This window comes from Clostridium felsineum DSM 794, assembly GCF_002006355.2.
GTDB classification, from domain to species: Bacteria; Bacillota; Clostridia; order Clostridiales; family Clostridiaceae; genus Clostridium_S; species Clostridium_S felsineum.
Map to the genome: position 1 here is coordinate 4,837,501 of NZ_CP096980.1, position 25,841 is coordinate 4,863,341.

At 41.9% G+C, this 25,841-nt stretch carries 6 protein-coding genes and 11 rRNA genes (1 of these 17 running past the window's edge); 4 read left to right on the forward strand and 13 right to left on the reverse strand.

Annotated features, from left to right (window positions below; translation table 11 throughout):
- The 12 genes from CLFE_RS22385 to CLFE_RS22440 form a co-directional block, all read right to left on the reverse strand.
- Nucleotides 1–1,350, reverse strand: a 23S ribosomal RNA gene (locus tag CLFE_RS22385) (it extends 1,555 nt beyond the left edge of the window).
- A gap of 173 nt (nt 1,351–1,523) precedes the next feature.
- Nucleotides 1,524–3,029: ribosomal RNA gene (locus tag CLFE_RS22390) — 16S ribosomal RNA — on the reverse strand.
- A gap of 341 nt (nt 3,030–3,370) precedes the next feature.
- Nucleotides 3,371–3,487 (reverse strand): 5S ribosomal RNA (gene rrf, locus CLFE_RS22395).
- A gap of 70 nt (nt 3,488–3,557) precedes the next feature.
- A 23S ribosomal RNA gene (locus CLFE_RS22400) occupies nt 3,558–6,462 on the reverse strand.
- Nucleotides 6,463–6,634: 172 nt separating this feature from the next.
- Nucleotides 6,635–8,140: ribosomal RNA gene (locus tag CLFE_RS22405) — 16S ribosomal RNA — on the reverse strand.
- A gap of 341 nt (nt 8,141–8,481) precedes the next feature.
- A 5S ribosomal RNA gene (gene rrf, locus CLFE_RS22410) occupies nt 8,482–8,598 on the reverse strand.
- 70 nt (nt 8,599–8,668) lie between these two features.
- Nucleotides 8,669–11,573: ribosomal RNA gene (locus CLFE_RS22415) — 23S ribosomal RNA — on the reverse strand.
- Nucleotides 11,574–11,746: 173 nt separating this feature from the next.
- A 16S ribosomal RNA gene (locus CLFE_RS22420) occupies nt 11,747–13,252 on the reverse strand.
- Between the two features lie 341 nt (nt 13,253–13,593).
- Nucleotides 13,594–13,710: ribosomal RNA gene (rrf, locus tag CLFE_RS22425) — 5S ribosomal RNA — on the reverse strand.
- Nucleotides 13,711–13,780: 70 nt separating this feature from the next.
- A 23S ribosomal RNA gene (locus CLFE_RS22430) occupies nt 13,781–16,685 on the reverse strand.
- A 173-nt stretch (nt 16,686–16,858) separates the two neighbouring features.
- Nucleotides 16,859–18,364 (reverse strand): 16S ribosomal RNA (locus CLFE_RS22435).
- Together the 16S, 23S and 5S rRNA genes form the textbook arrangement of a ribosomal RNA operon.
- A gap of 445 nt (nt 18,365–18,809) precedes the next feature.
- Entirely contained in the window at nt 18,810–19,748 is a 939-nt protein-coding gene (locus CLFE_RS22440; RefSeq protein ID WP_077894307.1) for a GNAT family N-acetyltransferase, read from the reverse strand.
- 160 nt (nt 19,749–19,908) lie between these two features.
- On the opposite strand from CLFE_RS22440, the gene CLFE_RS22445 reads away from it, so the two are divergent.
- A complete protein-coding gene (locus tag CLFE_RS22445; RefSeq protein WP_077894306.1) occupies nt 19,909–21,072 on the forward strand; it encodes a class I SAM-dependent methyltransferase in 1,164 nt (387 codons plus the stop codon).
- A 15-nt stretch (nt 21,073–21,087) separates the two neighbouring features.
- Entirely contained in the window at nt 21,088–21,753 is a 666-nt protein-coding gene (locus CLFE_RS22450; protein ID WP_077894305.1) for a DUF4230 domain-containing protein, read from the forward strand.
- Between the two features lie 753 nt (nt 21,754–22,506).
- Here CLFE_RS22450 and CLFE_RS22455 read toward each other — a convergent pair.
- Complete coding sequence (locus CLFE_RS22455; RefSeq protein WP_077833231.1) at nt 22,507–23,190, reverse strand: beta/alpha barrel domain-containing protein; 684 nt, start codon at nt 23,188–23,190, stop codon at nt 22,507–22,509.
- 486 nt (nt 23,191–23,676) lie between these two features.
- On the opposite strand from CLFE_RS22455, the gene CLFE_RS22460 reads away from it, so the two are divergent.
- Together CLFE_RS22460 and CLFE_RS22465 are read left to right on the forward strand one after the other, a co-directional pair.
- A complete protein-coding gene (locus CLFE_RS22460; protein ID WP_077851351.1) occupies nt 23,677–24,642 on the forward strand; it encodes an ABC transporter ATP-binding protein in 966 nt (321 codons plus the stop codon).
- Nucleotides 24,626–25,810, forward strand: coding sequence for a DUF2705 family protein (locus tag CLFE_RS22465; RefSeq protein WP_077833233.1), 1,185 nt, complete (start codon nt 24,626–24,628; stop codon nt 25,808–25,810). Before CLFE_RS22460 ends, CLFE_RS22465 begins: the two co-directional genes overlap by 17 nt.
- Nucleotides 25,811–25,841: the final 31 nt, after the last annotated feature.

The window sequence follows — 25,841 nt, forward strand, 5'->3', positions numbered from 1 at the left end:
CCCCAGGAAACCTTAGGTTTTCGACCACTAAGATTCTCACTTAGTTCTCGCTACTTATGCCAACATACTCTCTCCTGTACAGTCCACCGCTCCTTTCGGTACGACTTCAGCCCATACAGGATGCTCCTCTACCACTTGTACGAAGTACAAGTTCACAGCTTCGGTGTTAGATTTTAGCCCCGGACATTTTCGGCGCAGGATCTCTTGACTAGTGAGCTATTACGCACTCTTTTAATGAATGGCTGCTTCTGAGCCAACATCCTAGTTGTCTTAGAAATCCCACATCCTTTACCACTTAATCTATACTTTGGGACCTTAGCTGGTGATCTGGGCTGTTTCCCTTTTGACTACGGATCTTATCATTCGCAGTCTGACTACCATGATTCAAGTATCCAGCATTCGGAGTTTGATAGAGTTCGGTAACTGTTGTCAGCCCCTACCTCATTCAGTGCTCTACCTCCGGTACTCATTCATGGCGCTAGCCCTAAAGCTATTTCGAGGAGAACCAGCTATATCCGAGTTCGATTGGAATTTCTCCCCTATCCACAGCTCATCCCATGGTTTTTCAACACCATTGTGGTTCGGGCCTCCACGGAATTTTACTTCCGCTTCACCCTGGCCATGGATAGGTCACCCGGTTTCGGGTCTACAGCATGCAACTATGCGCCCTATTCAGACTTGGTTTCCCTTCGGCTTCGCACCTTAAGTGCTTAACCTTGCTGCATACCGTAACTCGTTGGCTCGTTCTACAAAAAGCACATCATCACACATTAACGTGTTTTGATCGGTTGTGGACACACGGTTTCAGGTTCTATTTCACTCCCCGTCTGGGGTTCTTTTCACCTTTCCCTCACGGTACTGCTTCACTATCGGTCACTAGGTAGTATTTAGCCTTGGGAGGTGGTCCTCCCAGCTTCCCACAAGGTTTCACGTGTCTCGTGGTACTCTGGTACAGATCGGGCTTTTTTCTCTTTTCACCTACAGGACTATTACCTTCTATGGTTTAACTTTCCAGAAATCTTCGGTTAAGATATAAAGCTTTAATGATCTGCCCGCAACCCCGGAAACAAGTTTCCGGTTTGGGCTCTTTCCGTTTCGCTCGCCGCTACTAAGGAAATCGATTTTTCTTTCTCTTCCTCCAGGTACTTAGATGTTTCAGTTCCCTGGGTTTACCTCTATATACCTATGAATTCAGTATACAGTTCATGGGGTTACCCATGAGAGTTTCCTCATTCGGAAATCTTCGGTTCACAGACTATTTGCGTCTACCCGAAGCTTATCGCAGCTTATCACGTCCTTCATCGGCTCCTAGTGCCAAGGCATTCACCATGCGCCCTTTGTAGCTTGACCTTAAATAAATATATTTAAATACAAACAACAAAGAATTAACTTTGCCTTGCTTTAGAGTATTACTCTTAATTACTATGCAATTTTCAAAGTACAAAATAGAGAGTTGAACTCTCAAAATTAAACAGAGAACAAAGAACCTTCATGGAAATTACATTTCCATGTCGACTCCTTAGAAAGGAGGTGATCCAGCCGCAGGTTCTCCTACGGCTACCTTGTTACGACTTCACCCCAATCATCAACCCCACCTTCGACCGCTGGTTCCAAAAGGTTACCTCACGGGCTTCGGGTGTTGCCGACTCTCATGGTGTGACGGGCGGTGTGTACAAGACCCGGGAACGTATTCACCGCGACATTCTGATTCGCGATTACTAGCAACTCCGGCTTCATGTAGGCGAGTTTCAGCCTACAATCCGAACTGGGATAGGGTTTTGAGTTTAGCTCCACCTTGCGGTATAGCATCTTTTTGTCCCTACCATTGTAGCACGTGTGTAGCCCTAGACATAAGGGGCATGATGATTTGACGTCATCCCCACCTTCCTCCCGGTTAACCCGGGCAGTCTCACTAGAGTGCTCAACTAAATGTTAGCAACTAATGATAAGGGTTGCGCTCGTTGCGGGACTTAACCCAACATCTCACGACACGAGCTGACGACAACCATGCACCACCTGTCATCCTGTCCCCGAAGGGACTTCATCCATTACGGACTAATTCAGGAGATGTCAAGTCTAGGTAAGGTTCTTCGCGTTGCTTCGAATTAAACCACATGCTCCGCTGCTTGTGCGGGTCCCCGTCAATTCCTTTGAGTTTTAATCTTGCGACCGTACTTCCCAGGCGGAATACTTATTGTGTTAACTGCGGCACAGAAGGAGTCGATACCTCCTACACCTAGTATTCATCGTTTACGGCGTGGACTACCAGGGTATCTAATCCTGTTTGCTCCCCACGCTTTCATGCCTCAGCGTCAGTTACAGTCCAGAAGGCCGCCTTCGCCACTGGTATTCTTCCTAATCTCTACGCATTTCACCGCTACACTAGGAATTCTGCCTTCCTCTCCTGCACTCCAGACATCCAGTTTGAAATGCAGCCCCCAAGTTAAGCCCGGGGATTTCACATCTCACTTAAATATCCGCCTACACATCCTTTACGCCCAGTAAATCCGGACAACGCTTGCCACCTACGTATTACCGCGGCTGCTGGCACGTAGTTAGCCGTGGCTTCCTCCTATGGTACCGTCATTATCGTCCCATAAGACAGAGTTTTACGATCCGAAGACCTTCATCACTCACGCGGCGTTGCTGCATCAGGGTTTCCCCCATTGTGCAATATTCCCCACTGCTGCCTCCCGTAGGAGTCTGGACCGTGTCTCAGTTCCAATGTGGCCGATCACCCTCTCAGGTCGGCTACGCATCGAAGCCTTGGTGAGCCGTTACCTCACCAACAAGCTAATGCGCCGCGGGTCCATCTCATAGCGAATAAATCCTTTGGCTCAGAAATCATGTGATTTCCGAGTATTATGCGGTATTAATCTTCCTTTCGGAAGGCTATTCCCCACTATGAGGCAGGTTACCCACGTGTTACTCACCCGTCCGCCGCTGGGAACCGAAGTTCCCCGCTCGACTTGCATGTGTTAAGCACGCCGCCAGCGTTCGTCCTGAGCCAGGATCAAACTCTCAATTTAAAAGTTTGATATAATACAGATGCTACTCTGCATTCCTTTAGCTCATCGCTAAATTTATTTAAATAGAATAAATTCTATTCAAAAGAATTGCTGGTTCTTTAATTCTCTGTTTAATTTTCAAAGTTCAATTGTGCGCTGCACTTAGACAGCTTATTTATAATATCATTTTAATTAAGCTTTGTCAACACTTTTTTTAAAAGTTTTTAAAAATTAAAAACGACAAACTTAAGACAACGAATTATATTGTAACACATACATTTATAATGTCAATAGCTTTTTTATTTTTTTAAAAAGCCTTTTAGAAAGTAAAAAGTGAATGTTGTAATAAGCATTCACTTTTTACCCGGCAATGACCTACCCTCCCACAGAGCCTCCCCTGCAGTACTATCGGCGTTCTGGTTCTTAACCTTCGTGTTCGGTATGGGAACGGGTGTTACAACCATGCTATGATCACCGGATCTATTTAAATGTAGAAAGTACTTTGTACTTTCAAGATTGCATAGTAATTATCATATATTTATTTATTAATTGGTCAAGCCCTCGACCTATTAGTATCAGTCAGCTTAAAATGTTACCATTCTTACACCTCTGACCTATCACCTGTTGTTCTTACAGGGGTCTTACTAACTTATGTTATGGGAAATCTAATCTTGAGGTGGGCTTCACGCTTAGATGCCTTCAGCGTTTATCCCTTCCCGACATAGCTACCCAGCCGTGCCTTTGGCAAGACAACTGGTACACCAGAGGTCAGTCCATCCCGGTCCTCTCGTACTAAGGACAGCTCCTCTCAAATTTCCTTCGCCCGCGACGGATAGGGACCGAACTGTCTCACGACGTTCTGAACCCAGCTCGCGTGCCGCTTTAATGGGCGAACAGCCCAACCCTTGGGACCTACTTCAGCCCCAGGATGCGACGAGCCGACATCGAGGTGCCAAACCTCCCCGTCGATGTGGACTCTTGGGGGAGATCAGCCTGTTATCCCCGAGGTAGCTTTTATCCGTTGAGCGATGACCCTCCCACGAGGAGTCACCGGATCACTAAGCCCGACTTTCGTCTCTGCTCCACTTGTTTGTGTCGCAGTCAGGCTCCCTTCTGCCTTTGCACTCTACGCGCGGTTTCCAACCGCGCTGAGGGAACCTTTGGGCGCCTCCGTTACTTTTTAGGAGGCGACCGCCCCAGTCAAACTGCCCTCCTAGCTATGTCCCGTGACCAGTTTCATGGCCTCCGGTTAGAACCTCAGTACTGTCAGGGTGGTATCCCAAAGACGACTCCACAATTCCTGACGGAACTGCTTCCAAGTCTCCCACCTATTCTGTACAGACAATACCGAAATTCAATGCTAAGATACAGTAAAGCTCTACGGGGTCTTTCCGTCCAATCGCGGGTAGCAAGCATCTTCACTTGCACTACAATTTCGCCGGATTTGCTGTTGAGACAGTGCCCAAATCATTACGCCATTCGTGCGGGTCGGAACTTACCCGACAAGGAATTTCGCTACCTTAGGACCGTTATAGTTACGGCCGCCGTTTACTGGGGCTTAAGTTCATGCCTTCGCTTGCGCTAAGCATTCCCCTTAACCTTCCAGCACCGGGCAGGCGTCAGCTCCTATACTTCAGCTTTCGCTTTAGCAGAAACCTGTGTTTTTGATAAACAGTTGCTTGGGCCTATTCTCTGCGACCTACTCTCGTAGGCACCCCTTCTCCCGAAGTTACGGGGTCAATTTGCCGAGTTCCTTAACAGCAATTCTTCCGATGGTCTTAGGATTCTCTCCTCACCTACCTGTGTCGGTTTGCGGTACGGGCACAGAGCTCCTGGATAGAGACTTTTCTTGGCAGTATGAAATCAGATATTTCGGTAGTAAACTACCTCACCATTACACCCCAAGCTTAAGGAAGACGGATTTTCCTATCTTCCACTCTCAGTGCTTAGACGTACTTCCAATAACGTACGCATATCCTATCCTTCTGCGTCATCCCATTTCTCATAACGTTACTCTGCGGTATCGGAATATCAACCGATTGTCCATCACCTACGCCTTTCGGCCTCGGCTTAGGTCCCGACTTACCCTGGGCGGACGAACCTTCCCCAGGAAACCTTAGGTTTTCGACCACTAAGATTCTCACTTAGTTCTCGCTACTTATGCCAACATACTCTCTCCTGTACAGTCCACCGCTCCTTTCGGTACGACTTCAGCCCATACAGGATGCTCCTCTACCACTTGTACGAAGTACAAGTTCACAGCTTCGGTGTTAGATTTTAGCCCCGGACATTTTCGGCGCAGGATCTCTTGACTAGTGAGCTATTACGCACTCTTTTAATGAATGGCTGCTTCTGAGCCAACATCCTAGTTGTCTTAGAAATCCCACATCCTTTACCACTTAATCTATACTTTGGGACCTTAGCTGGTGATCTGGGCTGTTTCCCTTTTGACTACGGATCTTATCATTCGCAGTCTGACTACCATGATTCAAGTATCCAGCATTCGGAGTTTGATAGAGTTCGGTAACTGTTGTCAGCCCCTACCTCATTCAGTGCTCTACCTCCGGTACTCATTCATGGCGCTAGCCCTAAAGCTATTTCGAGGAGAACCAGCTATATCCGAGTTCGATTGGAATTTCTCCCCTATCCACAGCTCATCCCATGGTTTTTCAACACCATTGTGGTTCGGGCCTCCACGGAATTTTACTTCCGCTTCACCCTGGCCATGGATAGGTCACCCGGTTTCGGGTCTACAGCATGCAACTATGCGCCCTATTCAGACTTGGTTTCCCTTCGGCTTCGCACCTTAAGTGCTTAACCTTGCTGCATACCGTAACTCGTTGGCTCGTTCTACAAAAAGCACATCATCACACATTAACGTGTTTTGATCGGTTGTGGACACACGGTTTCAGGTTCTATTTCACTCCCCGTCTGGGGTTCTTTTCACCTTTCCCTCACGGTACTGCTTCACTATCGGTCACTAGGTAGTATTTAGCCTTGGGAGGTGGTCCTCCCAGCTTCCCACAAGGTTTCACGTGTCTCGTGGTACTCTGGTACAGATCGGGCTTTTTTCTCTTTTCACCTACAGGACTATTACCTTCTATGGTTTAACTTTCCAGAAATCTTCGGTTAAGATATAAAGCTTTAATGATCTGCCCGCAACCCCGGAAACAAGTTTCCGGTTTGGGCTCTTTCCGTTTCGCTCGCCGCTACTAAGGAAATCGATTTTTCTTTCTCTTCCTCCAGGTACTTAGATGTTTCAGTTCCCTGGGTTTACCTCTATATACCTATGAATTCAGTATACAGTTCATGGGGTTACCCATGAGAGTTTCCTCATTCGGAAATCTTCGGTTCACAGACTATTTGCGTCTACCCGAAGCTTATCGCAGCTTATCACGTCCTTCATCGGCTCCTAGTGCCAAGGCATTCACCATGCGCCCTTTGTAGCTTGACCTTAAATAAATATATTTAAATACAAACAACAAAGAATTAACTTTGCCTTGCTTTAGAGTATTACTCTTAATTACTATGCAATTTTCAAAGTACAAATAGAGAGTTGAACTCTCAAAATTAAACAGAGAACAAAGAACCTTCATGGAAATTACATTTCCATGTCGACTCCTTAGAAAGGAGGTGATCCAGCCGCAGGTTCTCCTACGGCTACCTTGTTACGACTTCACCCCAATCATCAACCCCACCTTCGACCGCTGGTTCCAAAAGGTTACCTCACGGGCTTCGGGTGTTGCCGACTCTCATGGTGTGACGGGCGGTGTGTACAAGACCCGGGAACGTATTCACCGCGACATTCTGATTCGCGATTACTAGCAACTCCGGCTTCATGTAGGCGAGTTTCAGCCTACAATCCGAACTGGGATAGGGTTTTGAGTTTAGCTCCACCTTGCGGTATAGCATCTTTTTGTCCCTACCATTGTAGCACGTGTGTAGCCCTAGACATAAGGGGCATGATGATTTGACGTCATCCCCACCTTCCTCCCGGTTAACCCGGGCAGTCTCACTAGAGTGCTCAACTAAATGTTAGCAACTAATGATAAGGGTTGCGCTCGTTGCGGGACTTAACCCAACATCTCACGACACGAGCTGACGACAACCATGCACCACCTGTCATCCTGTCCCCGAAGGGACTTCATCCATTACGGACTAATTCAGGAGATGTCAAGTCTAGGTAAGGTTCTTCGCGTTGCTTCGAATTAAACCACATGCTCCGCTGCTTGTGCGGGTCCCCGTCAATTCCTTTGAGTTTTAATCTTGCGACCGTACTTCCCAGGCGGAATACTTATTGTGTTAACTGCGGCACAGAAGGAGTCGATACCTCCTACACCTAGTATTCATCGTTTACGGCGTGGACTACCAGGGTATCTAATCCTGTTTGCTCCCCACGCTTTCATGCCTCAGCGTCAGTTACAGTCCAGAAGGCCGCCTTCGCCACTGGTATTCTTCCTAATCTCTACGCATTTCACCGCTACACTAGGAATTCTGCCTTCCTCTCCTGCACTCCAGACATCCAGTTTGAAATGCAGCCCCCAAGTTAAGCCCGGGGATTTCACATCTCACTTAAATATCCGCCTACACATCCTTTACGCCCAGTAAATCCGGACAACGCTTGCCACCTACGTATTACCGCGGCTGCTGGCACGTAGTTAGCCGTGGCTTCCTCCTATGGTACCGTCATTATCGTCCCATAAGACAGAGTTTTACGATCCGAAGACCTTCATCACTCACGCGGCGTTGCTGCATCAGGGTTTCCCCCATTGTGCAATATTCCCCACTGCTGCCTCCCGTAGGAGTCTGGACCGTGTCTCAGTTCCAATGTGGCCGATCACCCTCTCAGGTCGGCTACGCATCGAAGCCTTGGTGAGCCGTTACCTCACCAACAAGCTAATGCGCCGCGGGTCCATCTCATAGCGAATAAATCCTTTGGCTCAGAAATCATGTGATTTCCGAGTATTATGCGGTATTAATCTTCCTTTCGGAAGGCTATTCCCCACTATGAGGCAGGTTACCCACGTGTTACTCACCCGTCCGCCGCTGGGAACCGAAGTTCCCCGCTCGACTTGCATGTGTTAAGCACGCCGCCAGCGTTCGTCCTGAGCCAGGATCAAACTCTCAATTTAAAAGTTTGATATAATACAGATGCTACTCTGCATTCCTTTAGCTCATCGCTAAATTTATTTAAATAGAATAAATTCTATTCAAAAGAATTGCTGGTTCTTTAATTCTCTGTTTAATTTTCAAAGTTCAATTGTGCGCTGCACTTAGACAGCTTATTTATAATATCATTTTAATTAAGCTTTGTCAACACTTTTTTTAAAAGTTTTTAAAAATTAAAAACGACAAACTTAAGACAACGAATTATATTGTAACACATACATTTATAATGTCAATAGCTTTTTTATTTTTTTAAAAAGCCTTTTAGAAAGTAAAAAGTGAATGTTGTAATAAGCATTCACTTTTTACCCGGCAATGACCTACCCTCCCACAGAGCCTCCCCTGCAGTACTATCGGCGTTCTGGTTCTTAACCTTCGTGTTCGGTATGGGAACGGGTGTTACAACCATGCTATGATCACCGGATCTATTTAAATGTAGAAAGTACTTTGTACTTTCAAGATTGCATAGTAATTATCATATATTTATTTATTAATTGGTCAAGCCCTCGACCTATTAGTATCAGTCAGCTTAAAATGTTACCATTCTTACACCTCTGACCTATCACCTGTTGTTCTTACAGGGGTCTTACTAACTTATGTTATGGGAAATCTAATCTTGAGGTGGGCTTCACGCTTAGATGCCTTCAGCGTTTATCCCTTCCCGACATAGCTACCCAGCCGTGCCTTTGGCAAGACAACTGGTACACCAGAGGTCAGTCCATCCCGGTCCTCTCGTACTAAGGACAGCTCCTCTCAAATTTCCTTCGCCCGCGACGGATAGGGACCGAACTGTCTCACGACGTTCTGAACCCAGCTCGCGTGCCGCTTTAATGGGCGAACAGCCCAACCCTTGGGACCTACTTCAGCCCCAGGATGCGACGAGCCGACATCGAGGTGCCAAACCTCCCCGTCGATGTGGACTCTTGGGGGAGATCAGCCTGTTATCCCCGAGGTAGCTTTTATCCGTTGAGCGATGACCCTCCCACGAGGAGTCACCGGATCACTAAGCCCGACTTTCGTCTCTGCTCCACTTGTTTGTGTCGCAGTCAGGCTCCCTTCTGCCTTTGCACTCTACGCGCGGTTTCCAACCGCGCTGAGGGAACCTTTGGGCGCCTCCGTTACTTTTTAGGAGGCGACCGCCCCAGTCAAACTGCCCTCCTAGCTATGTCCCGTGACCAGTTTCATGGCCTCCGGTTAGAACCTCAGTACTGTCAGGGTGGTATCCCAAAGACGACTCCACAATTCCTGACGGAACTGCTTCCAAGTCTCCCACCTATTCTGTACAGACAATACCGAAATTCAATGCTAAGATACAGTAAAGCTCTACGGGGTCTTTCCGTCCAATCGCGGGTAGCAAGCATCTTCACTTGCACTACAATTTCGCCGGATTTGCTGTTGAGACAGTGCCCAAATCATTACGCCATTCGTGCGGGTCGGAACTTACCCGACAAGGAATTTCGCTACCTTAGGACCGTTATAGTTACGGCCGCCGTTTACTGGGGCTTAAGTTCATGCCTTCGCTTGCGCTAAGCATTCCCCTTAACCTTCCAGCACCGGGCAGGCGTCAGCTCCTATACTTCAGCTTTCGCTTTAGCAGAAACCTGTGTTTTTGATAAACAGTTGCTTGGGCCTATTCTCTGCGACCTACTCTCGTAGGCACCCCTTCTCCCGAAGTTACGGGGTCAATTTGCCGAGTTCCTTAACAGCAATTCTTCCGATGGTCTTAGGATTCTCTCCTCACCTACCTGTGTCGGTTTGCGGTACGGGCACAGAGCTCCTGGATAGAGACTTTTCTTGGCAGTATGAAATCAGATATTTCGGTAGTAAACTACCTCACCATTACACCCCAAGCTTAAGGAAGACGGATTTTCCTATCTTCCACTCTCAGTGCTTAGACGTACTTCCAATAACGTACGCATATCCTATCCTTCTGCGTCATCCCATTTCTCATAACGTTACTCTGCGGTATCGGAATATCAACCGATTGTCCATCACCTACGCCTTTCGGCCTCGGCTTAGGTCCCGACTTACCCTGGGCGGACGAACCTTCCCCAGGAAACCTTAGGTTTTCGACCACTAAGATTCTCACTTAGTTCTCGCTACTTATGCCAACATACTCTCTCCTGTACAGTCCACCGCTCCTTTCGGTACGACTTCAGCCCATACAGGATGCTCCTCTACCACTTGTACGAAGTACAAGTTCACAGCTTCGGTGTTAGATTTTAGCCCCGGACATTTTCGGCGCAGGATCTCTTGACTAGTGAGCTATTACGCACTCTTTTAATGAATGGCTGCTTCTGAGCCAACATCCTAGTTGTCTTAGAAATCCCACATCCTTTACCACTTAATCTATACTTTGGGACCTTAGCTGGTGATCTGGGCTGTTTCCCTTTTGACTACGGATCTTATCATTCGCAGTCTGACTACCATGATTCAAGTATCCAGCATTCGGAGTTTGATAGAGTTCGGTAACTGTTGTCAGCCCCTACCTCATTCAGTGCTCTACCTCCGGTACTCATTCATGGCGCTAGCCCTAAAGCTATTTCGAGGAGAACCAGCTATATCCGAGTTCGATTGGAATTTCTCCCCTATCCACAGCTCATCCCATGGTTTTTCAACACCATTGTGGTTCGGGCCTCCACGGAATTTTACTTCCGCTTCACCCTGGCCATGGATAGGTCACCCGGTTTCGGGTCTACAGCATGCAACTATGCGCCCTATTCAGACTTGGTTTCCCTTCGGCTTCGCACCTTAAGTGCTTAACCTTGCTGCATACCGTAACTCGTTGGCTCGTTCTACAAAAAGCACATCATCACACATTAACGTGTTTTGATCGGTTGTGGACACACGGTTTCAGGTTCTATTTCACTCCCCGTCTGGGGTTCTTTTCACCTTTCCCTCACGGTACTGCTTCACTATCGGTCACTAGGTAGTATTTAGCCTTGGGAGGTGGTCCTCCCAGCTTCCCACAAGGTTTCACGTGTCTCGTGGTACTCTGGTACAGATCGGGCTTTTTTCTCTTTTCACCTACAGGACTATTACCTTCTATGGTTTAACTTTCCAGAAATCTTCGGTTAAGATATAAAGCTTTAATGATCTGCCCGCAACCCCGGAAACAAGTTTCCGGTTTGGGCTCTTTCCGTTTCGCTCGCCGCTACTAAGGAAATCGATTTTTCTTTCTCTTCCTCCAGGTACTTAGATGTTTCAGTTCCCTGGGTTTACCTCTATATACCTATGAATTCAGTATACAGTTCATGGGGTTACCCATGAGAGTTTCCTCATTCGGAAATCTTCGGTTCACAGACTATTTGCGTCTACCCGAAGCTTATCGCAGCTTATCACGTCCTTCATCGGCTCCTAGTGCCAAGGCATTCACCATGCGCCCTTTGTAGCTTGACCTTAAATAAATATATTTAAATACAAACAACAAAGAATTAACTTTGCCTTGCTTTAGAGTATTACTCTTAATTACTATGCAATTTTCAAAGTACAAAATAGAGAGTTGAACTCTCAAAATTAAACAGAGAACAAAGAACCTTCATGGAAATTACATTTCCATGTCGACTCCTTAGAAAGGAGGTGATCCAGCCGCAGGTTCTCCTACGGCTACCTTGTTACGACTTCACCCCAATCATCAACCCCACCTTCGACCGCTGGTTCCAAAAGGTTACCTCACGGGCTTCGGGTGTTGCCGACTCTCATGGTGTGACGGGCGGTGTGTACAAGACCCGGGAACGTATTCACCGCGACATTCTGATTCGCGATTACTAGCAACTCCGGCTTCATGTAGGCGAGTTTCAGCCTACAATCCGAACTGGGATAGGGTTTTGAGTTTAGCTCCACCTTGCGGTATAGCATCTTTTTGTCCCTACCATTGTAGCACGTGTGTAGCCCTAGACATAAGGGGCATGATGATTTGACGTCATCCCCACCTTCCTCCCGGTTAACCCGGGCAGTCTCACTAGAGTGCTCAACTAAATGTTAGCAACTAATGATAAGGGTTGCGCTCGTTGCGGGACTTAACCCAACATCTCACGACACGAGCTGACGACAACCATGCACCACCTGTCATCCTGTCCCCGAAGGGACTTCATCCATTACGGACTAATTCAGGAGATGTCAAGTCTAGGTAAGGTTCTTCGCGTTGCTTCGAATTAAACCACATGCTCCGCTGCTTGTGCGGGTCCCCGTCAATTCCTTTGAGTTTTAATCTTGCGACCGTACTTCCCAGGCGGAATACTTATTGTGTTAACTGCGGCACAGAAGGAGTCGATACCTCCTACACCTAGTATTCATCGTTTACGGCGTGGACTACCAGGGTATCTAATCCTGTTTGCTCCCCACGCTTTCATGCCTCAGCGTCAGTTACAGTCCAGAAGGCCGCCTTCGCCACTGGTATTCTTCCTAATCTCTACGCATTTCACCGCTACACTAGGAATTCTGCCTTCCTCTCCTGCACTCCAGACATCCAGTTTGAAATGCAGCCCCCAAGTTAAGCCCGGGGATTTCACATCTCACTTAAATATCCGCCTACACATCCTTTACGCCCAGTAAATCCGGACAACGCTTGCCACCTACGTATTACCGCGGCTGCTGGCACGTAGTTAGCCGTGGCTTCCTCCTATGGTACCGTCATTATCGTCCCATAAGACAGAGTTTTACGATCCGAAGACCTTCATCACTCACGCGGCGTTGCTGCATCAGGGTTTCCCCCATTGTGCAATATTCCCCACTGCTGCCTCCCGTAGGAGTCTGGACCGTGTCTCAGTTCCAATGTGGCCGATCACCCTCTCAGGTCGGCTACGCATCGAAGCCTTGGTGAGCCGTTACCTCACCAACAAGCTAATGCGCCGCGGGTCCATCTCATAGCGAATAAATCCTTTGGCTCAGAAATCATGTGATTTCCGAGTATTATGCGGTATTAATCTTCCTTTCGGAAGGCTATTCCCCACTATGAGGCAGGTTACCCACGTGTTACTCACCCGTCCGCCGCTGGGAACCGAAGTTCCCCGCTCGACTTGCATGTGTTAAGCACGCCGCCAGCGTTCGTCCTGAGCCAGGATCAAACTCTCAATTTAAAAGTTTGATATAATACAGATGCTACTCTGCATTCCTTTAGCTCATCGCTAAATTTATTTAAATAGAATAAATTCTATTCAAAAGAATTGCTGGTTCTTTAATTCTCTGTTTAATTTTCAAAGTTCAATTGTGCGCTGCACTTAGACAGCTTATTTATAATATCATTTTAATTAAGCTTTGTCAACACTTTTTTTAAAAGTTTTTAAAAATTAAAAACGACAAACTTAAGACAACGAATTATATTGTAACACATACATTTATAATGTCAATAGCTTTTTTATTTTTTTAAAAAGCCTTTTAGAAAGTAAAAAGTGAATGTTGTAATAAGCATTCACTTTTTACCCGGCAATGACCTACCCTCCCACAGAGCCTCCCCTGCAGTACTATCGGCGTTCTGGTTCTTAACCTTCGTGTTCGGTATGGGAACGGGTGTTACAACCATGCTATGATCACCGGATCTATTTAAATGTAGAAAGTACTTTGTACTTTCAAGATTGCATAGTAATTATCATATATTTATTTATTAATTGGTCAAGCCCTCGACCTATTAGTATCAGTCAGCTTAAAATGTTACCATTCTTACACCTCTGACCTATCACCTGTTGTTCTTACAGGGGTCTTACTAACTTATGTTATGGGAAATCTAATCTTGAGGTGGGCTTCACGCTTAGATGCCTTCAGCGTTTATCCCTTCCCGACATAGCTACCCAGCCGTGCCTTTGGCAAGACAACTGGTACACCAGAGGTCAGTCCATCCCGGTCCTCTCGTACTAAGGACAGCTCCTCTCAAATTTCCTTCGCCCGCGACGGATAGGGACCGAACTGTCTCACGACGTTCTGAACCCAGCTCGCGTGCCGCTTTAATGGGCGAACAGCCCAACCCTTGGGACCTACTTCAGCCCCAGGATGCGACGAGCCGACATCGAGGTGCCAAACCTCCCCGTCGATGTGGACTCTTGGGGGAGATCAGCCTGTTATCCCCGAGGTAGCTTTTATCCGTTGAGCGATGACCCTCCCACGAGGAGTCACCGGATCACTAAGCCCGACTTTCGTCTCTGCTCCACTTGTTTGTGTCGCAGTCAGGCTCCCTTCTGCCTTTGCACTCTACGCGCGGTTTCCAACCGCGCTGAGGGAACCTTTGGGCGCCTCCGTTACTTTTTAGGAGGCGACCGCCCCAGTCAAACTGCCCTCCTAGCTATGTCCCGTGACCAGTTTCATGGCCTCCGGTTAGAACCTCAGTACTGTCAGGGTGGTATCCCAAAGACGACTCCACAATTCCTGACGGAACTGCTTCCAAGTCTCCCACCTATTCTGTACAGACAATACCGAAATTCAATGCTAAGATACAGTAAAGCTCTACGGGGTCTTTCCGTCCAATCGCGGGTAGCAAGCATCTTCACTTGCACTACAATTTCGCCGGATTTGCTGTTGAGACAGTGCCCAAATCATTACGCCATTCGTGCGGGTCGGAACTTACCCGACAAGGAATTTCGCTACCTTAGGACCGTTATAGTTACGGCCGCCGTTTACTGGGGCTTAAGTTCATGCCTTCGCTTGCGCTAAGCATTCCCCTTAACCTTCCAGCACCGGGCAGGCGTCAGCTCCTATACTTCAGCTTTCGCTTTAGCAGAAACCTGTGTTTTTGATAAACAGTTGCTTGGGCCTATTCTCTGCGACCTACTCTCGTAGGCACCCCTTCTCCCGAAGTTACGGGGTCAATTTGCCGAGTTCCTTAACAGCAATTCTTCCGATGGTCTTAGGATTCTCTCCTCACCTACCTGTGTCGGTTTGCGGTACGGGCACAGAGCTCCTGGATAGAGACTTTTCTTGGCAGTATGAAATCAGATATTTCGGTAGTAAACTACCTCACCATTACACCCCAAGCTTAAGGAAGACGGATTTTCCTATCTTCCACTCTCAGTGCTTAGACGTACTTCCAATAACGTACGCATATCCTATCCTTCTGCGTCATCCCATTTCTCATAACGTTACTCTGCGGTATCGGAATATCAACCGATTGTCCATCACCTACGCCTTTCGGCCTCGGCTTAGGTCCCGACTTACCCTGGGCGGACGAACCTTCCCCAGGAAACCTTAGGTTTTCGACCACTAAGATTCTCACTTAGTTCTCGCTACTTATGCCAACATACTCTCTCCTGTACAGTCCACCGCTCCTTTCGGTACGACTTCAGCCCATACAGGATGCTCCTCTACCACTTGTACGAAGTACAAGTTCACAGCTTCGGTGTTAGATTTTAGCCCCGGACATTTTCGGCGCAGGATCTCTTGACTAGTGAGCTATTACGCACTCTTTTAATGAATGGCTGCTTCTGAGCCAACATCCTAGTTGTCTTAGAAATCCCACATCCTTTACCACTTAATCTATACTTTGGGACCTTAGCTGGTGATCTGGGCTGTTTCCCTTTTGACTACGGATCTTATCATTCGCAGTCTGACTACCATGATTCAAGTATCCAGCATTCGGAGTTTGATAGAGTTCGGTAACTGTTGTCAGCCCCTACCTCATTCAGTGCTCTACCTCCGGTACTCATTCATGGCGCTAGCCCTAAAGCTATTTCGAGGAGAACCAGCTATATCCGAGTTCGATTGGAATTTCTCCCCTATCCACAGCTCATCCCATGGTTTTTCAACACCATTGTGGTTCGGGCCTCCACGGAATTTTACTTCCGCTTCACCCTGGCCATGGATAGGTCACCCGGTTTCGGGTCTACAGCATGCAACTATGCGCCCTATTCAGACTTGGTTTCCCTTCGGCTTCGCACCTTAAGTGCTTAACCTTGCTGCATACCGTAACTCGTTGGCTCGTTCTACAAAAAGCACATCATCACACATTAACGTGTTTTGATCGGTTGTGGACACACGGTTTCAGGTTCTATTTCACTCCCCGTCTGGGGTTCTTTTCACCTTTCCCTCACGGTACTGCTTCACTATCGGTCACTAGGTAGTATTTAGCCTTGGGAGGTGGTCCTCCCAGCTTCCCACAAGGTTTCACGTGTCTCGTGGTACTCTGGTACAGATCGGGCTTTTTTCTCTTTTCACCTACAGGACTATTACCTTCTATGGTTTAACTTTCCAGAAATCTTCGGTTAAGATATAAAGCTTTAATGATCTGCCCGCAACCCCGGAAACAAGTTTCCGGTTTGGGCTCTTTCCGTTTCGCTCGCCGCTACTAAGGAAATCGATTTTTCTTTCTCTTCCTCCAGGTACTTAGATGTTTCAGTTCCCTGGGTTTACCTCTATATACCTATGAATTCAGTATACAGTTCATGGGGTTACCCATGAGAGTTTCCTCATTCGGAAATCTTCGGTTCACAGACTATTTGCGTCTACCCGAAGCTTATCGCAGCTTATCACGTCCTTCATCGGCTCCTAGTGCCAAGGCATTCACCATGCGCCCTTTGTAGCTTGACCTTAAATAAATATATTTAAATACAAACAACAAAGAATTAACTTTGCCTTGCTTTAGAGTATTACTCTTAATTACTATGCAATTTTCAAAGTACAAAATAGAGAGTTGAACTCTCAAAATTAAACAGAGAACAAAGAACCTTCATGGAAATTACATTTCCATGTCGACTCCTTAGAAAGGAGGTGATCCAGCCGCAGGTTCTCCTACGGCTACCTTGTTACGACTTCACCCCAATCATCAACCCCACCTTCGACCGCTGGTTCCAAAAGGTTACCTCACGGGCTTCGGGTGTTGCCGACTCTCATGGTGTGACGGGCGGTGTGTACAAGACCCGGGAACGTATTCACCGCGACATTCTGATTCGCGATTACTAGCAACTCCGGCTTCATGTAGGCGAGTTTCAGCCTACAATCCGAACTGGGATAGGGTTTTGAGTTTAGCTCCACCTTGCGGTATAGCATCTTTTTGTCCCTACCATTGTAGCACGTGTGTAGCCCTAGACATAAGGGGCATGATGATTTGACGTCATCCCCACCTTCCTCCCGGTTAACCCGGGCAGTCTCACTAGAGTGCTCAACTAAATGTTAGCAACTAATGATAAGGGTTGCGCTCGTTGCGGGACTTAACCCAACATCTCACGACACGAGCTGACGACAACCATGCACCACCTGTCATCCTGTCCCCGAAGGGACTTCATCCATTACGGACTAATTCAGGAGATGTCAAGTCTAGGTAAGGTTCTTCGCGTTGCTTCGAATTAAACCACATGCTCCGCTGCTTGTGCGGGTCCCCGTCAATTCCTTTGAGTTTTAATCTTGCGACCGTACTTCCCAGGCGGAATACTTATTGTGTTAACTGCGGCACAGAAGGAGTCGATACCTCCTACACCTAGTATTCATCGTTTACGGCGTGGACTACCAGGGTATCTAATCCTGTTTGCTCCCCACGCTTTCATGCCTCAGCGTCAGTTACAGTCCAGAAGGCCGCCTTCGCCACTGGTATTCTTCCTAATCTCTACGCATTTCACCGCTACACTAGGAATTCTGCCTTCCTCTCCTGCACTCCAGACATCCAGTTTGAAATGCAGCCCCCAAGTTAAGCCCGGGGATTTCACATCTCACTTAAATATCCGCCTACACATCCTTTACGCCCAGTAAATCCGGACAACGCTTGCCACCTACGTATTACCGCGGCTGCTGGCACGTAGTTAGCCGTGGCTTCCTCCTATGGTACCGTCATTATCGTCCCATAAGACAGAGTTTTACGATCCGAAGACCTTCATCACTCACGCGGCGTTGCTGCATCAGGGTTTCCCCCATTGTGCAATATTCCCCACTGCTGCCTCCCGTAGGAGTCTGGACCGTGTCTCAGTTCCAATGTGGCCGATCACCCTCTCAGGTCGGCTACGCATCGAAGCCTTGGTGAGCCGTTACCTCACCAACAAGCTAATGCGCCGCGGGTCCATCTCATAGCGAATAAATCCTTTGGCTCAGAAATCATGTGATTTCCGAGTATTATGCGGTATTAATCTTCCTTTCGGAAGGCTATTCCCCACTATGAGGCAGGTTACCCACGTGTTACTCACCCGTCCGCCGCTGGGAACCGAAGTTCCCCGCTCGACTTGCATGTGTTAAGCACGCCGCCAGCGTTCGTCCTGAGCCAGGATCAAACTCTCAATTTAAAAGTTTGATATAATACAGATGCTACTCCGTATTCCTTTAGCTCATCGCTAAATTTATTTAAATAGAATAAATTCTATTCAAAAGAATTGCTGGTTCTTTAATTCTCTGTTTAATTTTCAAAGTTCAATTGTGCGCTGCATTCAAGCAGTGCAATAATATTATCATCATCAACAAACTTTGTCAACAACTTTTTTAAAAATACATTAAATTAGTTCATCAAAGTCGTATTAGATAAATTCTTGCGACAACATGTAATATACTACTACTTTTTCTTACGAACTTTTTTTTTATTATACCCCTTTATTATAAATTATACTTAATTACTTAGCTTTTTTAAAAATTTACTATGTTTAATGTATATCGACACTCAAGGCAAAGTTTATATCAATATTCTATAAAAATCGCATTATTGAGTGTCTTTATTTTATTATAACCTGTTTTTTGTTAATTATTATTAGTTCTATAAAACGTTATATGATCTTGCCACTTTCCGTTTATAAATAAATATTTTTTGTTAAGTCCTAATTTTTCAAATCCACATCCCAGTAAAACTTTCTGCGATCTTAAATTATCTACTAATGTAGATGCCTCTACTCTATGAAGATTCATAACACCAAATGCATAAGCTTCTGTAATTTTAACAGCTTCCTTCATATATCCTCTTCCCTGATAGTCTTTATCAATAGAATATCCTATTATACCACTCTTAAAAACTCCATATATAGTACCTGATATCTGAATTTTGCCTATTAATTTATTATCATTATATATACCAAAATTAGTACCATCTCCATTTATAAACTGTTTATAGTTTTCTATAAGCATTTGTTTTTGAGCTTCAAAGGTATAAAAACTCTCTTCTCTTTCCGGTTCAAATGGTTTTAAATGTTCTTTATTTCTAATATAATATTGAAGCATACTCTCTGCATCCTCGGGTGTTAATACTTTAAGTGTTACATTCTTACCACGTAGTTTGAAGACATTTATTCTGTCACTATTATAATTTTTATGGTTAATTCCAAATATAAATTCATCTTTTAGTACACCTTTTTCTACGATACTTTGATTTATGACGCCTTCAAAAGCACATCCTGATTCAACAAAAGGTTGTGTATTTATTTCCTCATCAACTATTATATTTATTTTATTAATATCATTGCTTTTAAATAAAAACTCCATAAAAGTATCTAGAATATCTTTAACATATGTATTTACATTTTCATCTTGCTTATATATTTTCATTCTAAACATACAAAATCTATTTACTTTACTTAAATCTACTATGAATATTCTTCCTACTGTTATCCCATACTTATCTGTTATAAGATATTCTCTATCTACACCATTAACTTTTGTAATATTTATATATTTGCCCTTTAACATATGCCTTTCACCCAATTTTCAATAATATTTTATAAATCTCTATTTATACTATTAAATGTACATTTTAAATTATATCATATACATTCATAATATGATAAAATATAATTACATTTTAACAAGAAGATGTGATTAATCACATTTCAAGGATGGTGCTAATAATATGAACAAAAAAAATTTACCTAAATTAACTTTAATTTTAACAGGAATAAAAAATAGATTTTTAGAAAATGAGACTATTTTCAAAGAAATCTCTGTAACATATACCTCTGGTCTTAAACACTTCATTGGTAAAGGTATATATAATGATGATCATAAAATTTCATTTAATTTTAATGGTAAAACTGACTTATTTACAATAGATGATTTACTACAAACAATAGTTAATAATTCTTTATCTTATGATTCTCTGGAACTTATCTATAGTGAACGTGGAACAAATGTATTAGTAACAGCTGATGATAAAAATGTAAATATAAAAAATATTAATATGACTGAAAAAAACTCTAATAAGGAAAAAACATCAACATTACTTAACAGAAATTATTTAATAAAGGTTGGCCCTGCTGATAATTTATTAAAAGCCATCGGTATAATGACTAAAGACAAGAAAATAAAAAACGACAAGATAAGAAAGTACAATCAAATAGACCACTTTATTGAATTAATAGATTCTACTCTAGACACAATATCTAGAAATAAAAGTATAACTATACTTGATTGTGGCTGTGGAAAATCTTATTTGACTTTTGCTCTTAATTATTACCTTACAGAGGTAAAAAGAGTAAAATGTAGATTTGTAGGTATTGATATATCCAATACCGTAATAGAAAAATCAAAATCTATAGCTGCTTCTCTTGGTTATAGAAACATGGAGTTTTATGCTATGGATATACACGACTATAAACCTGATGAAAAGATTAATATGGTAATATCGCTACACGCATGTGATACTGCTACAGACATGGCTTTATCCCTTGGAATAAAATTAGAAAGTGATGCTATTATTGCAGTTCCTTGTTGTCATAAAGAAATGTTATCACAATATAGCTACGAACCATTTAAGGATATATTAAAGCATGGCATTTTCAAAGCTAGATTGGCTGATGTATTAACTGATGGAATGCGAAGCCTTATGCTTGAAGCTAATGGTTATGAGGTTACTCCTATAGAGTATATATCACCTCTTGAAACACCTAAAAACTTACTTATCAGAGCTATTAAAAAAGCTGATACAAACGAAAAAGCAATGGATTCCTATATGAAGTTAATGGCTGATTTAAATGTATATCCAGCCTTATATGATTTTCTTCAAACATATAATTAGAAATGAGGGATTGATTTGAAAATTACAGTACGAAAGAGAACTTTTTTTCTTGTTATAATTTTATGCATAGCAGTTGGATTTTTTGTTGCCTATAATATATTTAATAAAATATCTAGTTCTTCATCTAAACCCTGGATTGTAGCAGACGCTGATAATATTTCAAAAAAGTTTATAAGTAAAGAAACTCTCATAAAAAAAATACAACAAAAACAGAGACTTATAACAACAGAAGCACAAGTAAACGAAAAGGTAACTATTGATAACAGTTGGGGAAATCTTGATATTTTTAAAAAGATACAAAATATATCATTTACTGGTACAGGCACTTACTCTGTTGATTTATCTACTTTAAAAAATGATAATGTAAACATAGATAATAAAGGCAAAAAAATAACTCTTAATATTTCAAGCCCTCAAATAGAAGCGATTAGTATAGATGATAGTAAAACTCAGTACCAAACTGATAATGGTCTTTTAAGATTTGGAGAAATAAAATTAACTACTGAGGAACATGAGGCCATAATGGATAATGTAAAGAAAGATATGAAATCAAAAATGTTAGAACAACCATATTATAATAATGCTATTTCGGATTCAGAAAAGGCTATAAAGAATATACTAAATTCTATATTAGAAAATAGTGACGTTAAATATTCCATAAGTATAAATTTCAAAAAATAAAAAAATAAAAGCTGTTATCATCCCTAAAATAGCAGCTTTTATTTTATATTAAATCCCTAAATTAAACCCTAAAAAACTTGCTTTAACCTTACCATCCCTTTATATGTTTTGTTCCGCGGATAAGGTTAAAGCTCCTTCCAATGTAAGACCCCTTTCACATTGGAAATTTATAAGAGTTTCCTTGAAATATGTTGGCTATTTTTACCACCCACATAATAAAAAATCCAACATATAACTTTGTACTCTTACTAAACAAATAACTTTAGAATCCCCTAGCATTTAAAACAATTACTTTTTTGCAACCAATCTTGATTACGTTTACATTATATCATCTTCATCTTCTTTCATCAATACCCATTTTTTATTATTTTCGGGATTTACATAAGATTATGTTTAATCTTCTCATTATGGTAACGTTTTATTTTTTATTTACGTTTATTTTCTTTTGATTACCATCAAAACCAACTATATTTTTTATTAACTTTTATAATATAACCGATTCGGTTTCCCTGCAATACCTTGTTATCATGCATTGCCCTAAATTCCTGGGACATTTTTTACACATACAATCATTTACATTCCCATCACATGATCCATTTTTTAATTCATCACAGTGTTTGCAATTACTGCCCTCAACTATCATACGTTTGCCTCTTTTCTAAGTAATTTCATTTGCATTAACCATTTATAATGGGTTTCTTCAAAAGTTAATAGTTTTTCTTATACTTTTGAAGCCCCATAACTAGAATATATTTATTCAAATTTCATTCTATAATTTTTCATAGTATCTCCAAATATCTTTCCTGTAGTAGGTGGCGTATACGTTATAGCATTAGCTCCAGCTTCTATAGTTTCCATTATTGACTCTTCTGTATTACCTCCAGTTGCTATTATAGGAATATTGGGGAATTGTTCTCTTATGGTCCTAACTATATGTGGTGTCCTTTTAGCTCCTGATACATTTAATATCGTAGCTCCTGAATCAATTCTTGCTTGAATGTCTTCATATTCTGAAACAACAGTAACGACTATAGGAATATCTATAGTTTCTCTAACTTCTCTAACTATATCATTTGGTGTAGGACTATTAACTACAACACCCATGGCTCCTTTAAACTCGGCATCTAATGCTAAATTTACAACTCTTTTTCCCATGGTAAGTCCACCACCAACACCACAAAATACAGGAACATCAGCTGCAAGAACAATAGCTGCCGTTATAACCGGTTGGGGAGTAAAGGGATAGACTGCAATAACTGCATCTGCATTAGTATTTCTTATTACTGCAACGTCTGTTGAAAAAACAAAAGATTTAAGTCTTTTGCCAAAAACCCTTATACCTGTAGCCTTTCTAATAACTTCAGGAAGTTCAATCATATGACTTCTAAGAGTTCCTTTTACTTCAGGTACGATTTTCTTATTTTTATTATTAGTCATAGTTTTTTCTTTCCCCCTTCTTTAATGTAGATATTTATAATCAATTACATAATTAATTGCTTAATCAAAACTTACTAAGTTATTTAATTATAGTTATTTTTCACGCAATTTTCAATATCAATTTTGAAAATTATGGATATTTCTATATATTAATTTTTTATTAAGTATATTTGAATAAATTTAACCGTTAGAATTGTCTTTCCAAACATGTTTTTAACACGGATTTTACGAAAAGCTTTATTTGCAACATTTTTCACACTCATCTATTTTTTTATCATCTATTTTTTGTTGATGTTAAACTTTTTTTTTACTAATTTCCAGCGTTTCCTATACATTGACATTTTATGCATTTCAAGTTACTATTTAATAGTACTAGTTTAAATATTTATATAAAGTTTATACTGCAAAAAAACATTTTCAATGTTTAAAGGTAAAACATTTTATTAATACTAATAATAAACAAATTAATATAAAGGAGGATAACTCATGTCAAATGTACTCGAGGTAACAGACTTATACAAATCACTTGGCAACAAAGAAATAATCAAAGGTATAAGTTTCTCCATAAAAGAGGGAGAAATCTTAGGTTTTTTAGGACGTAATGGTGCGGGTAAAACAACCACAATTAAAATGCTTGTTGGACTTATAAGTCCTGACAAGGGCTCAGTTATTATTTCAGGCCATGATATAACTAAAGAAACGGAAAAAGCTCTCTCTTGCGTAGGTGCTGTTGTAGAAAATCCTGAATTATATAGCTATCTTACAGGAAGGCAAAATTTAGAACAGATAGCTAGGTTTTACAAAGGCATAACTAAAGAAGATATCGAAGAAATAGGTAATACCGTTGGTTTAAGCGGAAGACTTGATGAAAAAGTCAAAAAATACTCTTTAGGTATGAAGCAGCGTTTAGGTCTTGCAGAAGCATTACTTAGTAAACCAAAACTTCTAATTTTAGATGAACCTACAAATGGTCTTGATCCTACTGGAATAATCGAATTTAGAAAGCTTCTTAAAAAACAAGCAAAAGAAAATAACATAGCTATTTTTGTTTCATCACATATATTGTCTGAAATAGAACAGCTTTGTGATAGAGTTGCGTTTATAGATGGTGGCGTAATAAAATCTTTTGAAACACTCAATGGAACTCCATCCGGTAAAAATGCTAAAGCTGAAAACTTTGAAAATGTTATTATAATGACAAAAGAAAAAGACAAGTGCACTAAAGCCTTGAAAGAAATTTCATTTATTATAGACTTTAAATTAACAGATGAAAGTAACGGTGTTTGCACTTTTGAAGCAAAAGCAAAACCTGATTCTGTTCCTGATATCACTTCAAGCTTAGCAGAAAATAAAATAAGAATCGAACAGATTTACAAAAAACAACAGAATCTTGAAGCTAGATATATTGAACTTGTAGATGGAGGCGAAAAAAACAATGTGGAATCTCATTAAAAATGAATTTATAAAATTAAGATATAGGAAAAAATTTATTATATGTACTATTGTATTTGCATTAGTATGTATTGGTTTTTGTGCTGTCTATGTAAAGATGCAGAAAGCAAGTACTCCTGATGCAGCAATTCAATATTATAAAGATGCAAAGTCATCATTGCAAACTAAAGAAAAGGGCATTAAAGATGCGAATTTAAAACAGCAATATGAACAACAAATTTCTCAACTAGATGAACAAATAAAAGAATATCAACAAAGTAAAACTGAAGGTAGTAAAGACTGGAAAAAACAAATAAAAAATACTATAGATTCTCTTAAGGATCAAAAAAATCAAGCTGCTGACATTACTGAAAATACGGCAAAAGAAAGCTACAATAAACAAATAGTATTTTATCAATATCTTTTAAATCACAATATAAAGCCACAAGATAATAATACTTTGTCTACGTTCCAACTTTTACAATCATTATTAAAACTTATAGGATACATATTAATTCCTATTATTATAGCAATTTTCTCTGCTGATATTGTATCTGGTGAATATACTCCTCCTACAATAAAGGTTCTTTTATCAAAACCTGCTAGCAGAGCAAAAATATTAGCTGCAAAATTCTTTGCTTCAGCTATATCTTGTATTGCTATAATACTTATAATCGAATTACTAACCTTTATTGTCGCCGGTATTGCTTACGGCTTCGATAATCCTAGCTATCCAATACTAGTGGGAACGAAATATATGAACTCTGGAATTAAGCTTACTCAAGATAGCACTGGACTTATTCCTGTTTTGGGAAGTTCTTATGTAATTCCTCTTTGGCAGTTCCTTATAGAAATGTTCTTATTCCAAATATTATTTATAGTAGCTTGCTGTGCTTTCTTTATACTATTATCTGTAGTTTTAAGAAGCAGTGTTTTATCTATGACATTAAGTATAATGGTTGTAATAGCTTTAAATATAATATCTCAAATATCAGCTTTACACATTATTATGCCTTTCTTGTTTACAAATTATGGTTCGCCTTACGATATACTTACAAACACTATACCTTCAACTTCAGGGCTTACCTTTACAACAGCATTATTTGGAGTTATATTCTTAGTTATATTTACAATAATATGCTATGGACTCGCTAATTATTCATTTAGGAAAAAAGATATGACTGTATAACAATAAAGTAGGGAATTAAATCCCTACTTTT

What these genes read in the sequence shown, in the direction of transcription:
- CLFE_RS22440 (WP_077894307.1), bottom strand. Translation starts at nt 19,748, where the DNA reads ATGTTAAAGGGCAAATATATAAATATTACAAAAGTTAATGGTGTAGAT.
- CLFE_RS22445 (WP_077894306.1), top strand. Translation starts at nt 19,909, where the DNA reads ATGAACAAAAAAAATTTACCTAAATTAACTTTAATTTTAACAGGAATA.
- CLFE_RS22455 (WP_077833231.1), bottom strand. Translation starts at nt 23,190, where the DNA reads ATGACTAATAATAAAAATAAGAAAATCGTACCTGAAGTAAAAGGAACT.
- CLFE_RS22460 (WP_077851351.1), top strand. Translation starts at nt 23,677, where the DNA reads ATGTCAAATGTACTCGAGGTAACAGACTTATACAAATCACTTGGCAAC.
- CLFE_RS22465 (WP_077833233.1), top strand. Translation starts at nt 24,626, where the DNA reads ATGTGGAATCTCATTAAAAATGAATTTATAAAATTAAGATATAGGAAA.